Genomic DNA, 13,531 nt, shown 5'->3' on the forward strand with positions numbered 1-13,531 from the left:
GCGCAGAGCCATGCTCATGAAACTGGCACGAATTAAGCAAATCATTGATGTGACAGACTTATTGCCGCTCATGCCATACCTGACCGATCGACTGGAAACAGCATTTCCTGACTCGATAGTCAGAAAAAAATTGACCCAATAAGCAAAGCTGATAGATTCATCGACATATCCGATTACAAGAAATCGAGGGTGCAGTGCCGTGATCCAGTTCCTTTTGAACCAGGAGCTCAAAACCGAGCACACCCTGGACCCGAACCTCACCGTGCTCAATTACCTGCGCGGGTATGCGCACAAGACAGGCACCAAGGAAGGCTGCGCCAGTGGTGACTGCGGTGCTTGTACCGTTGTGCTCGGTGAGCTGGAAATCGACAACGATGGCACTGAGCAATTGCGTTATCGCAGCCTCAACTCATGCCTGACCTTCGTGGCCTCGCTGCATGGCAAACAATTGATCAGCGTCGAAGACCTCAAGCATCAGGGGCAACTGCATAGCGTGCAAAAGGCCATGGTCGATTGCCACGGCTCGCAATGCGGCTTCTGCACACCGGGCTTTGTGATGTCGCTGTTCGCCCTGCAAAAGAACAGCACGCACGCCGATGCCCATCAGGCCCACGAAGCGCTGGCAGGCAATCTGTGCCGCTGCACCGGTTATCGCCCGATTCTGGACGCTGCCGCCCAGGCCTGCGGCCAACCGCAACCCGACCAGTTTGATCAGCGTCAGGCCCAGACCATCGCCCGTCTGCGTAACATCGCGCCCAAGACAACCGGCGAATTGAACGACGGGGAAAAGCGCTCTCTGGTGCCATTGACCGTGGCCGATCTGGCCGACCTTTACAGCGCACACCCACAAGCCAGATTACTGGCAGGCGGGACCGATCTGGCGCTGGAAGTCACTCAGTTCCACAAGCCGCTGCCGGTGATGATCCATGTTGGCCATATTGCCGAGATGAAGCGCATCGAGCGTTTCGAGGACCGGCTGGAGATTGGCGCGGCCGCCTCGCTGACCGACTGCCATGCAGCCCTCAAGACCGAATACCCGGACTTCGGCGAGTTGCTGCAACGCTTCGCTTCGTTGCAGATCCGCAACCAAGGCACGCTGGGTGGCAATATCGGCAATGCCTCGCCCATCGGTGACGCCCCGCCGCTGCTGATCGCACTGGGCGCGCAGATCGTACTGCGCAAGGGTGAGACTCGGCGCACCCTGGCGCTGGAAGATTACTTCATCGATTACCGGGTGACGGCGCGTCAGGAAAGCGAGTTCATCGAGAAGATCATTGTGCCGACCGCCAAGGCTGGCCATGTGTTCCGCGCCTACAAGGTGTCCAAGCGACTGGATGACGATATCTCGGCGGTCTGCGCGGCTTTTTGCCTGCATCTTGAAGACGGCAGGATTATCGATGCGCGCATTGCGTTCGGCGGCATGGCAGCCATTCCCAAACGTGCCGCGGCCTGCGAGCGGGCCTTGATCGGCCAGCCCTGGACATCGGCATCCATCGAGCGGGCGTGCAGCGCACTGGCCGAAGATTTCACGCCGCTGTCGGATTTTCGCGCCAGCAAGGAATACCGTCTGCTCAGCGCGCAAAACCTGCTGCGCAAATACTTTATCGAGCTACAGACACCCACCCTTGCTACGCGGGTGAGCCGCTATGTCTAATCATCTCCCGCCCAAAACCCAGGCCGAGCTGGTCGCGCTGTTCCAGCAGGACCTGACCACCGGCGTAGGCCGCAGCGTCAAGCATGACAGTGCCGACAAGCATGTCAGCGGCGAGGCGATCTATATCGATGACCGCCTGGAGTTCCCCAATCAACTGCATGTGTATGCACGCCTGTCGGATCGCGCCCATGCGCGCATCATCAGCATCGACACCGCGCCGTGTCTGGCCTTTGACGGGGTGCGGATCGTCATCACCCACGAAGACATTCCCGGCCTGAAAGACATCGGCCCGTTGCTGCCCGGCGACCCGCTGCTGGCCATCGACAAGGTCGAGTTTGTCGGCCAGCCGGTATTGGCGGTGGCCGCACGGGATCTGGAAACCGCACGCAAGGCGGCGATGGCGGCGGTCATTGAATATGAAGACCTGGAGCCGGTGCTGGATGTGGTTCAGGCCTTGCGCCAGAAGCATTTCGTGGTGGACAGCCATACCCACAAGCGTGGCGATTCGGCCAATGCCCTGCAAAACGCACCCCATCGTTTGCAGGGCAATCTGCATATCGGCGGGCAAGAGCATTTTTATCTGGAGACTCAGGTTTCGTCGGTGATGCCCACCGAAGATGGCGGGATGATCGTCTATTGCTCGACCCAGAACCCTACGGAAATCCAGAAGCTGGTGGCCGAGGTGCTGGGCGTTTCGATGAACAGAATCGTGGTCGATATGCGGCGCATGGGCGGCGGCTTTGGCGGCAAGGAAACCCAGGCAGCCAGCCCGGCGTGCCTGTGCGCTGTGATTGCCCACCTCACCGGGCAACCAACCAAGATGCGCCTGCCACGGGTCGAAGACATGCTGATGACCGGCAAGCGCCACCCCTTCTATATCGAATACGACGTGGGCTTTGACGACAACGGACGCCTGCAAGGCATCGAGCTGGAACTGGCGGGCAACTGCGGTTATTCGCCAGACCTGTCGGCCTCGATTGTCGACCGGGCGATGTTCCATGCCGATAACTCGTATTACCTGGGCGATGCCACCATCAACGGCCATCGCTGCAAGACCAACACTGCGTCGAACACCGCCTATCGCGGCTTCGGCGGCCCACAGGGCATGGTCGCCATCGAAGAGGTGATGGACCGCATCGCCCGCCATCTGGACCTGGACCCGCTGGCGGTGCGCAAGACCAATTACTACGGCAAGACCGAGCGCAACGTCACCCATTACTACCAGACCGTCGAGCACAACCTGCTGCAAGAAATGACCGCCGATCTGGAGCAAAGCAGCCAGTACGCCGAGCGTCGCGAAGCCATCAAGGCCTTCAACGCCAGCAGCCCGATCCTGAAAAAGGGCCTGGCGCTGACACCGGTCAAATTCGGGATTTCCTTTACCGCCAGTTTCCTCAATCAGGCGGGTGCGCTGATCCATATCTACACCGATGGCAGCATCCACCTGAACCATGGTGGCACGGAGATGGGCCAGGGCTTGAACGTCAAGGTGGCTCAGGTGGTGGCCGAGGTGTTTCAGGTGGATATCGAGCGTATCCAGATCACCGCGACCAACACTGACAAGGTGCCGAACACCTCACCGACTGCGGCATCCAGCGGCACGGACCTCAATGGCAAGGCCGCGCAGAATGCGGCTGAAATCCTCAAGCAGCGGCTGGTGGAATTTGCGGCGCAGAAGTATCAGGTGACCGAGGCCGACGTGGTGTTTCGCAATGGGCATGTGCGTATCGGCGAGCAGGTGCTGTCCTTCGCCGAGCTGGCGCATCAGGCGTGGATGGGCCAGGTGTCGCTGTCCAGCACCGGCTATTACAAGACACCGAAGATTTTCTATGACCGCACTCAGGCGCGGGGTCGGCCTTTTTACTATTTCGCCTTTGGCGCGGCCTGCGCCGAGGTGATCGTCGACACCCTGACCGGCGAGTACAAAATGCTGCGCACCGACATCCTGCATGACGTAGGTGCGTCCCTGAACCCGGCCATCGATATCGGTCAGGTCGAAGGCGGCTACATTCAGGGCGCGGGCTGGCTGACCACCGAAGAACTGGTGTGGAACGACAAAGGCAAATTGCTGACCAACGGCCCGGCGTCCTACAAGATCCCGGCGGTGGCGGACTTGCCGCTGGATTTACGGGTCACCCTGGTGGAAAACCGCAAGAACCCTGAAGACACGGTGTTCCATTCCAAAGCCGTGGGCGAACCGCCCTTCATGCTGGGGATTGCGGCGTGGTGTGCGATCAAGGATGCGGTGGCAAGCCTGGGGGATTATCGGCATCAACCCGACATCGATGCGCCCGCGACGCCGGAGCGGGTTTTGTGGGGCTGCGAGCAGATGCGGCGGCTGAACAGATGACTGTGAACACATCAATTCGCCCCTACAGCGATGGACACGAGGCACACATGAACGACTGGATCAGCGCCCTGGCCAGGCTACAGGCCCAAGGTGAGCCGTGCATTCTGGTCACCATCATCGAAGAACTGGGCTCGACGCCACGCAATGCGGGTTCCAAGATGGTGGTCACGGCGCAGGGGATCCACGACACCATCGGTGGCGGGCACCTGGAATACAAGGCCATGGAAATCGCCCGTGACATGCTGACCAGCGGCACTCAGCAGACGCACCTGGAGCGCTTCAACCTCGGTGCCAGCCTTGGCCAGTGTTGCGGTGGCGTGAACGTTCTGCTGTTCGAGCCCATGGGCCAGCCACAGGCGCAGATTGCAGTGTTCGGCGCAGGTCATGTGGGCCGGGCGCTGGTGCCGCTGCTGGCCAGCCTGCCCTGCCGGGTGCGCTGGATCGACTCTCGCGAACAGGAGTTCCCGGAACACTTGCCCGAGGCCGTGCTGAAAATCGTCAATGACGAGCCTGTCGATGAGGTCGCGCAACTGCCCAAAGGCAGTTACTGCATTGTCATGACGCACAACCATCAACTGGATCTGGAACTGACAGCCGCCATTCTCAAGCGCGGCGACTTTGGCTATTTCGGGCTGATCGGCTCCCGGACCAAGCGCGTCAAGTTCGAGCATCGCCTGAAAGAACGCGGCTTTGAGCCCGCCTTGCTGCAACGCATGCGCTGCCCCATGGGCCTGGCGCAGGTCAAAGGCAAGCTGCCCGTCGAGATCGCCATTTCCATCGCTGCCGAAGTGATCGCCACTTACAACGCCAGCTTTGGCCAACACAGTAACAATGCCGAACCTGTCGCCAAACTGCTGCCCGCCTCGCGGCGCAGCCAGTCGCAATGAGATGCCCATGACTTCCGTTTCCCGCCGCAAGAAAGCCTACCGCGCCAGTATCGTGCACAGCATTGCCGACCCCGCCCACGTGGCGGTCGAGGCGTCCTTTGAATATTTCGCCGACGGCCTGCTACTGGTAGAAAACGGCAAGATCACTGCGCTGGGTCATGCCACCGACCTGCTGGATAGCCTGGGCAGCGATGTCGAGTTGATCGAATATCAGGACGCGCTGATTACCCCCGGCTTTATCGACACCCACATTCACTTGCCACAGACCGGCATGATCGGCTCGTATGGCGAGCAGTTGCTGGACTGGCTCGACACATACACCTTCCCCTGCGAAAGCCAGTTCGCCGACCCGACCCATGCCGCGGAAGTGGCCGATATCTTCCTCAAGGAACTGCTGCGCAACGGCACCACCACGGCGCTGGTGTTCGGCAGTGTGCACAAGGAATCGGTAGACGCTCTGTTCAGCGCAGCTCAAAAGCTGGACCTGCGCCTGATCGCCGGCAAGGTGATGATGGACCGCAATGCCCCGGACTATCTGGTGGACACCGCCGAATCCAGCTATGCGGACAGCAAGGCACTGATCGAGCGCTGGCATGGCCAGGGCCGCCTGAGCTACGCCGTCACCCCGCGCTTTGCGCCCACCAGCACGCCGGAGCAACTGACCCTGGCAGGCAAGCTGCTGAGCGAGTATCCCGGCCTGTATATGCAGACGCATATCAGCGAAAACCTGCAGGAAATCGAATGGGTCAAGGCCCTGTTTCCGGAGCGCCAAAACTATCTGGACGTGTACGACCACTTCAAGCTGCTGGGCGAGCGCTCGGTGTTCGCCCATGGCGTGCACCTGTGCGACGAACAGTGTGCGCGGCTGGCAGAAACCGGATCGGCTATTGCCTTCTGCCCGACCTCCAACCTGTTTCTGGGCAGCGGCCTATTCAATCTGCCGAAGGCTGAAAAGCACGGTATCAATGTCGGGCTGGGCACCGATGTAGGCGGCGGTACCAGCTTCTCGATCCTGCAAACCCTGAACGAAGCCTACAAGGTCATGCAAATGCAGGGCGCGAGGCTCAGCCCGTTCAAATCACTGTATCTGGCCACATTGGGTGGCGCACGGGCGTTGCGGCTGGATGACCGGATCGGCAGCCTGAAACCCGGCAACGAAGCGGATTTTGTGGTGCTGGATTACAACGCTACGCCGCTGCTGGCCTATCGGCTGAAACAGGCCAAGGACATTGCAGAGATTCTGTTCGTGCTGATGACGCTGGGGGATGACCGCACGGTGCGACAGACGTGGTCAGCCGGGCAATTGGTGCATGAGCGCGATGGTTGAGGACTGATTCATTCGCGAATAAATTCGCCCCTACAAACCGCGCAGGAGCGACTTCAGTCACGAAACATCATTGAGCCTTGCCCACCTTCTTCTTGACCATCAGGTGCGAAAACACCGCATGCAGGTCATCGGACGCGCCGTCTTCGTCGAGGTTGAGCTTGCTGTCGATGTGGTCCATGTGATGCATCATCAGTTCCACGGCCAACGCGGCATCCCGGGCTTCGATGGCGTCGATCAACTGGGTGTGTTCATCGTAGGAGCAATGGGTGCGGTTGCCGTTTTCGTATTGGGCGATGATCAATGAGGTCTGCGACACCAGGCTGCGCTGAAAGCTGATCAGCGGGGCGTTCCTGGCGGCCACTGCCAGTTGCAGATGGAACTCGCCAGACAGGCGAATCCCGGCGCCACGGTCCCCTCTGGCAAAGCTGTCGCGCTCGTCGCTGACCATCTGCCGTAACTCGGCCAGTTGCTCGGCGGTCGCGTGTTCGACCGCCAGTTCGGTAATGGCCTTTTCCACCATGCGGCGAGCAAAGAACACTTGACGCGCTTCCTCAACACTCGGGCTGGCAACCACTGCACCGCGATTGGGTCGCAGCAGCACGACACCTTCATGGGCCAGCCGCGACAGGGCGCGACGAATGATGGTGCGACTCACGCCAAAGATTTCGCCCAGTGCCTCTTCGCTCAGCTTGGTGCCCGGCGCCAGACGCTGCTCAAGGATCGCCTCGAAGATATGCGCATAGACAATATCGTCCTGGGTTGCATTACGGGCTGATTTGGCCGCGCGTGGCTGTTTCTTCAAGGGCAGGGACTGTTCGTTCATGGGCACTCGTGTGCAAGTGGTTTACGGCGTAGGACGGACGCATTGTACACAGTGCGCCAGCACAAGGGCGCGCCTCGCACTGTGCAATCAACTGCCACGATAGGTCGAGTAGCTGTAAGGCGAAACCAGCAGCGGCACGTGATAATGCTCCTGACCTGCATCAATCCCGAAGCGCAGCACCACCACATCGAGAAAGGCCGGCTCAGGCAATGTCACGCCCCGTGCACGGTAGTAGTCGCCGGCTTGAAACTGCAACTGGTAGACACCCGAGCGGTATTCGTCCCCCTGCAGCAGCGGCGCATCGCAACGGCCGTCGCTGTTGGTCACCGCCGTGGTCACGCGCTCCAGGCGCTCGCCTTCGACCCGGTACAGTTCGATATGGATGCCATTGCCGGGGCAACCGTGCGCGGCGTCCAGCACATGCGTGGTCAAGCGTCCCATTGATTCTGCACCTCGTTGAGTGTCTGGATTACAGGCATGATGCACCATCAGGGTGCCTGCCGGGCTTGAGCAGTGATCGATTAAGACACTTTTCAAAAAACTTGTACACAATAAAACCGGTCGCCGCAGCTCGCAAAATGCGCGAGCGCAGCTTTAATACCGAAAACACTGAAGCAAAGGAAAGCATTGAGGTTTTTACCTTTAAGCTGACCACTCAGGCAAGTTTATTGCATGAAAACTGCTATCAACCTGCGCCACAAGCAGGATTACAGTTTAGCTATTATTTTGTATACAATCCGTGCAGCGCGGTTTTCTGCTGTCCGGCTTGTACCGCACCTGACTTCACGCACATAAGGAAGCCTGCAGTGAGCGCTGACTATCCACGGGACCTGATCGGTTACGGCAGCAATCCACCCCATCCGCATTGGCCGGGCAATGCACGCATCGCCCTGTCTTTCGTGCTCAATTACGAGGAAGGCGGCGAGCGTAACATTCTGCATGGCGACAAGGAGTCCGAAGCCTTCCTGTCCGAGATGGTCGCGGCGCAACCGCTGCAAGGCCAACGCAACATGAGTATGGAGTCGCTGTACGAATACGGCAGCCGTGCCGGTGTGTGGCGCATCCTCAAGCTGTTCAGGCAATTCGATATCCCGCTGACCATCTTTGCCGTGGCCATGGCTGCCCAGCGCCACCCGGATGTGATCCGCGCCATGGTCGCGGACGGCCATGAAATCTGCAGCCACGGCTATCGCTGGATCGACTACCAGAATATGGATGAGGCTCAGGAGCGCGAGCATATGCTCCAGGCCATTCGCATCCTCACAGAAATCACCGGCGAGCGCCCGTTGGGCTGGTACACCGGTCGCACCGGCCCTAACACTCGGCGCTTGGTGATGGAAGAAGGCGGCTTTCTCTACGACTGCGACACCTACGACGACGACCTGCCCTATTGGGAACCGAACAACCCGACAGACAAGCCGCATCTGGTGATTCCCTACACGCTGGACACCAATGACATGCGCTTCACTCAGGTGCAGGGTTTCAACAATGGCGAGCAGTTTTTCCAGTACCTCAAGGATGCCTTCGATGTGCTTTACGAGGAAGGTGCAGACGCACCGAAAATGCTCTCCATCGGCCTGCATTGCCGCCTGATCGGGCGTCCTGCCCGCCTCGCAGCACTCAAGCGCTTCATTGAATACGCCAAACGCCACGAACAGGTCTGGTTTACCCGCCGTGTCGATATCGCTCGCCACTGGCACACTCAACATCCTTTCAAGGCCGCGCAATGAGCCACTTCCAGACACTGACGCCTTCGTCCCTGAGCCGTGAAGCGTTCATTGCGGCCTTTGCCGATATCTACGAACACTCGCCCTGGGTCGCTGAAAAGGCCTATGACCTGGGCATGAACCCTGAACTGGATCAGGTCGAAAACCTGCATGCGCGCATGAGCGAAATCCTGCTCAACGCCGATCATGAGCGGCAACTGGCGCTGATCAACGCTCACCCGGATCTGGCAGGCAAAGCCGCCATCCAGGGTGAACTGACCGAAGCCAGCACCCGCGAACAGGCCGGTGCCGGCATTCATCAATGCACAGCCGAGGAGTTCCAGCGCTTCACAGAGTTGAATCACGCCTACAAGGCCAGGTTCGGCTTCCCGTTCATCATGGCGGTCAAGGGAAGCGACCGACACAAGATCCTGGCGGCCTTCGAGCAGCGTATCCATCACTCGGCAGAAGCCGAGTTCGCCTGCGCGCTGGCCGAGATCAACAAGATTGCCCTGTTTCGCTTGCTGACCCTGTAGACACTACCAAGCCCATTCCTTCCAAGCCCATCGAGAAAGGCAGACAAAAAGAATGAAAGTTTACGCCGCACCGTTCGAGAAGTTCGTCAATCTGGCCGACGCACGCCTGGGGACCAAAGTCCTGTCCGTCACCGATGACTGGTTCGCCGATGCCAACCGCCTGTTCCAGCCGACCCCTGCGGTCTGGAAAGAAGGCGTGTTCGATGACAACGGCAAATGGATGGACGGCTGGGAATCGCGGCGCAAACGCTTTGAAGGTTACGACAGCGCGGTGATCCGCCTGGGCGTGGCAGGCACCATCAAGGGTGTGGATATCGACACCTCGTTCTTTACCGGCAACTTCCCGCCTTCCGCCTCGCTGGAAGCCTGCTTCCTGGCATCGGGCGACCCTGATGAAAACACTCAATGGGTTGAAGTGCTGCCGTCGGTAGAGCTGCAAGGCAATAGCCATCACTACCATGAAATCAGCAACGATCAGGCGTTCAGTCACCTGCGTTTCAATATCTACCCCGATGGCGGCGTGGCACGTCTGCGTGTGCACGGCATCCCCTTCCGTGACTGGTCCGAAGTCAGCGATAGCGAGCAGATCGATCTGGTCGCAGCGCTTAATGGCGGTCGCGCCATTGCCTGCTCCGACGAGCACTACGGCAGCATGAGCAACATTCTGAACCCTGGTCGCGGTGTGAACATGGGCGACGGCTGGGAAACCGCCCGCCGCCGCACGCCGGGCAATGACTGGGTCATCGTCGCGCTGGGGCATCCGGGCGAAGTGGAAAGAGTCATCGTCGATACACTGCACTTCAAAGGCAACTACCCGGACAGTTGCTCGATCCAGGGCGCCTTCGTCAAAGGCGGCACCGACAGCCAGATCGAAACCCAAAGCCTGTTCTGGCGCGAACTGCTGCCCAGCCAGAAACTGAGCATGCACGCCGAACATGACTTCGCCGAGCAGATCAAGGCTATCGGCCCGATCACCCATATCCGTCTGAATGTATTTCCCGATGGCGGCGTGAGTCGCTTGCGAGTATTGGGCAAAATAACCAAATAAACACACCCTCCCGCAGGAGCGAATTCATTCGCGAATCGGCGATGGCCCTTCGCGACTGAAGTCGCTCCTACAGGCCCAGAGAGACTGTAATGCGCAAACTGATTATCGAGCCGTTGACCAAAGAAGCCTTTGCCCCGTTCGGTGATGTGATCGAAACCGATGGCAGCGCTCACTTCATGATCAACAACGGCTCGACCCAGCGCTTTCATCGTCTGGCCGAGGTCGAAACCGCCTCGCCTGACGACAAGGCAATCATCAGCATCTTTCGCGCCGAGGCACTGGAGATGCCGTTGACCATTGCCATGCTGGAGCGTCACCCGCTGGGCAGCCAGGCTTTCATACCGCTGCTCGGCAACCCTTTTCTGATCGTGGTCGCGCCACTTGGCGATGTACCTGATCCAGAGCTGACCCGCGCCTTCGTGTCCAACGGCAGGCAGGGTGTAAATTACCATCGCGGCGTCTGGCACCATCCGGTGCTGACGATCGAAAAGCGGGATGACTTCCTGGTGGTTGATCGCAGTGGAACCGGCAATAACTGCGATGAGCATTTTTTTGAAGAGAGCCAGTTGATGGTGCTCGATCCAAACCAATAGGAAGGCCTGGCCCCCAGGCAAAAGGAAATACCGTGCTGGCACATCTGATGGAATGGCTGAATCTGGGCGTGCGCTGGATTCACATGATTGTGGGCGTGGCGTGGATCGGCGCCTCTTTCTACTTTGTCTGGCTGGAAAACAACCTCAATCGCTCAAACCCGCGTGACGGTTTGTCGGGTGACTTGTGGGCCATCCACGGTGGTGGCATCTATCACCTGGAAAAGTACAAGCTCGCGCCGCCGACCATGCCCGAGAACCTGCACTGGTTCAAATGGGAAGCCTATTCGACCTGGCTGTCCGGGGTCGCTCTGCTGTGTGTGGTGTTCTACGCCAACCCGACACTTTATCTGCTGGCTCCGGGCAGTAGCCTTTCGCCTGCCGCTGGCGTGCATATCGGCCTTGGCTCCTTGTTTGTCGGCTGGTTCGTGTACAGCTTTCTGTGCGACTCGGCACTGGGCAAACGCCCTGCGCTGCTGGGTGTGATCCTGTTCGTGCTGCTGGTCGCGGCGGCCTTCGCCTTGAGCCAGGTGTTCAGCGGGCGTGGAGCGTATCTGCATGTGGGCGCCATCATGGGCACCATCATGGTCGGCAACGTGTTCCGTATCATCATGCCGGCGCAGCGCGCCCTGGTGGCGGCCATCGCCGAGAACCGTACGCCGGACCCGGCTCTGCCCGCCAAAGGCCTGCTGCGTTCACGGCACAACAACTACTTCACCCTGCCGGTGCTGTTCATCATGATCAGCAACCACTTTCCCAGCACGTATGGCAGCCAGTACAACTGGCTGATCCTGGCGGTGATTGCCTTGCTGGCGGTGCTGGTACGCCATTACTTCAATACCCGACATGACAGCCACAGATTCTTCTGGACCTTGCCGTTCGCGGCGCTGGGCATGATTTGTCTGGCCTACGTCACCGGCCCTGCGCAACCGCAAAAGGCTCATGATGCGGCGGCAAAAATCGAGTATCAGCCGCTTCCCGGCACAGCCGTGGGCGGTTACAGAGCCGACGAAAAACGCCCCGAACCGGTTGCCGTGCCCGCGCCGGCAGAACCCCCCAAGGTTGCCGGAATAGGGTTCGCCAGAGTCCATGAGGTCATCCAGCAACGTTGCACCGTTTGCCATTCGGCCAACCCCACCAGCAACCTGTTCAGCGCCGCGCCTGCGGGCGTGATGTTCGATACGCCAGAACAGATCCAGCAACTGGCCCCGCGCATCAAGGCCCAGGCCATCACCACCCCGATCATGCCTTTAGGCAACATCACCCAGATGACCCAGGAGGAACGGGACCTGGTGGGCGCCTGGATCGATCAAGGGGCCAGTGTTCGTTGAACGTTCTTCGCGGATGAATCCGCTCCACAGAGATGAGCGGAGCGAATTCATCCGCGAAAAACGCCCCACTTTCGCCGCTCATGCTCCGCTCTGGAGCACTTGAGCTGGCACTCGCCACCCAGTATTCTCCGCCGCCGCTTTAAAAGCCGCCCATTGCCAGGCCTGAACTGAAATTGTCCGTTCAGTCAGGTCCTGCATCCCGTAAAAATCATCGGAAACCGGCCATTGCCGAGTGTTTCAGGTATCCGCGTGGCTTTTTCACGGGGTTGGCTCAGCTTTTGCTAAATCACGAAGCTGACCACGCAGACAATTTATTACAACCAGAGAAACGGCGTCACACACAGAACGCCGACCTCGAAAACCACTATCGATCTCAAGGGAGCACCCGCATGAACCGTACTTTTTCCAGCCTGTTACTGGCCGGTAGTCTGCTGGCCGCAGGCTCGGCCACGGCCGGCGATCTGTTGCAATGGCAGACCAACAGCCTGACCTACCTCAACGGTCGGGACTTCACGGTCAACCCGGAAATACAACAGACCTTTACCTTCGAACATGCGGATGGCTGGAAATACGGCGACAACTTCTTCTTCGTCGACAAGATTTTCTACAACGGCAAGAAAGACGCGAACAGCGGCCCGAACACTTACTACGGTGAGTTCTCGCCACGCCTGTCGATGGGCAAGATCTTCGGCCAGAAGTTTGAACTGGGCCCGATTTCGGACGTGCTGCTGGCGGCTACCTATGAGTTCGGCGAAGGCGATAACGAGTCTTACCTGATCGGTCCGGGCTTTGACCTGAACATCCCGGGCTTCGATTACTTCCAGTTGAACTTCTACCAGCGCCAGACCGAAGGCAATCGCCCGGGTGACGGCGTATGGCAGATCACGCCGGTATGGTCCTACACCATTCCAGCGGGCAAGTCCGATGTGGTCATCGACGGCTTCATCGACTGGGTCGTGGATAACGACAAGAACGCCCGTGGCACCTACCACGCCAACCTGCACATCAACCCACAGATCAAATACGACCTGGGCAAGGCGTTGAACTTCCCGGAGAAACAGCTCTACGTCGGTATCGAATACGACTACTGGAGCAACAAGTACGGCATCAAGGACACTTCATCCTTCGATACCGACCAGAACACCGCCAGCCTGCTGGTCAAAGTGTTCTTCTGATCACAAGCAGCCATCGGCGAGGTCGCACTGCGGTGCCGCCTCGCCAGCGCTGAGCCCCCTCTTCCACAATTGTTTTTTCACATATCGTTGACCGGTCATTGACC

Annotated in this window: 12 protein-coding genes; 10 read left to right on the top strand and 2 right to left on the bottom strand. The window is 59.1% G+C overall.

Going from position 1 to position 13,531, the window contains the following annotated elements:
* Positions 1–199: 199 nt before the first annotated feature.
* The 4 genes from xdhA to guaD are packed head-to-tail and all read left to right on the top strand — an operon-like array spanning position 200 to position 6,218.
* Positions 200–1,654, top strand: coding sequence for a xanthine dehydrogenase small subunit (gene xdhA / locus CKW23_RS19440; protein WP_025259270.1), 1,455 nt, complete (start codon positions 200–202; stop codon positions 1,652–1,654).
* Positions 1,647–4,004, top strand: a complete 2,358-nt coding sequence (xdhB, locus tag CKW23_RS19445) for a xanthine dehydrogenase molybdopterin binding subunit (RefSeq protein ID WP_038399771.1) — start codon at positions 1,647–1,649, stop codon at positions 4,002–4,004. The genes xdhA and xdhB overlap by 8 nt, the downstream gene beginning before the upstream one ends.
* A gap of 47 nt (positions 4,005–4,051) precedes the next feature.
* A complete protein-coding gene (gene xdhC / locus CKW23_RS19450; RefSeq protein ID WP_025259269.1) occupies positions 4,052–4,891 on the top strand; it encodes a xanthine dehydrogenase accessory protein XdhC in 840 nt (279 codons plus the stop codon).
* A gap of 7 nt (positions 4,892–4,898) precedes the next feature.
* Positions 4,899–6,218: a guanine deaminase gene (gene guaD / locus CKW23_RS19455; protein WP_095068158.1), complete on the top strand. Its 1,320-nt coding sequence runs from the start codon at positions 4,899–4,901 to the stop codon at positions 6,216–6,218.
* Positions 6,219–6,285: 67 nt separating this feature from the next.
* Here the strand turns inward: guaD and CKW23_RS19460 are convergent, their stop codons facing one another.
* On the bottom strand, positions 6,286–7,041 hold the full coding sequence (locus CKW23_RS19460; RefSeq protein WP_025259267.1) for a GntR family transcriptional regulator: 756 nt from the start codon (positions 7,039–7,041) through the stop codon (positions 6,286–6,288).
* A gap of 87 nt (positions 7,042–7,128) precedes the next feature.
* A complete protein-coding gene (gene uraH, locus CKW23_RS19465; protein WP_025259266.1) occupies positions 7,129–7,482 on the bottom strand; it encodes a hydroxyisourate hydrolase in 354 nt (117 codons plus the stop codon).
* A gap of 365 nt (positions 7,483–7,847) precedes the next feature.
* Between uraH and puuE the strand changes: the two genes are divergently transcribed.
* The 6 genes from puuE to CKW23_RS19495 all read left to right on the top strand — a co-directional run bounded on the left by puuE (position 7,848) and on the right by CKW23_RS19495 (position 13,427).
* Positions 7,848–8,771, top strand: coding sequence for an allantoinase PuuE (puuE, locus tag CKW23_RS19470; protein WP_025259265.1), 924 nt, complete (start codon positions 7,848–7,850; stop codon positions 8,769–8,771).
* The gene (gene uraD / locus CKW23_RS19475; RefSeq protein ID WP_095068159.1) at positions 8,768–9,283 is read left to right on the top strand and encodes a 2-oxo-4-hydroxy-4-carboxy-5-ureidoimidazoline decarboxylase; all 516 of its coding nucleotides are present in this window, start codon (positions 8,768–8,770) and stop codon (positions 9,281–9,283) included. Before puuE ends, uraD begins: the two co-directional genes overlap by 4 nt.
* 52 nt (positions 9,284–9,335) lie before the next feature.
* Entirely contained in the window at positions 9,336–10,331 is a 996-nt protein-coding gene (alc, locus tag CKW23_RS19480) for an allantoicase (protein ID WP_025259263.1), read from the top strand.
* Between the two features lie 89 nt (positions 10,332–10,420).
* The gene (locus tag CKW23_RS19485; RefSeq protein ID WP_025259262.1) at positions 10,421–10,924 is read left to right on the top strand and encodes an ureidoglycolate lyase; all 504 of its coding nucleotides are present in this window, start codon (positions 10,421–10,423) and stop codon (positions 10,922–10,924) included.
* Positions 10,925–10,956: 32 nt separating this feature from the next.
* On the top strand, positions 10,957–12,252 hold the full coding sequence (locus tag CKW23_RS19490; protein ID WP_025259261.1) for a urate hydroxylase PuuD: 1,296 nt from the start codon (positions 10,957–10,959) through the stop codon (positions 12,250–12,252).
* 389 nt (positions 12,253–12,641) lie between these two features.
* Entirely contained in the window at positions 12,642–13,427 is a 786-nt protein-coding gene (locus CKW23_RS19495) for an outer membrane protein OmpK (RefSeq protein ID WP_025259260.1), read from the top strand.
* Positions 13,428–13,531: the final 104 nt, after the last annotated feature.

Origin of the sequence: Pseudomonas sp. Irchel 3A18 (assembly GCF_900187465.1) — a bacterium.
Lineage (GTDB): Bacteria > Pseudomonadota > Gammaproteobacteria > Pseudomonadales > Pseudomonadaceae > Aquipseudomonas > Aquipseudomonas cichorii.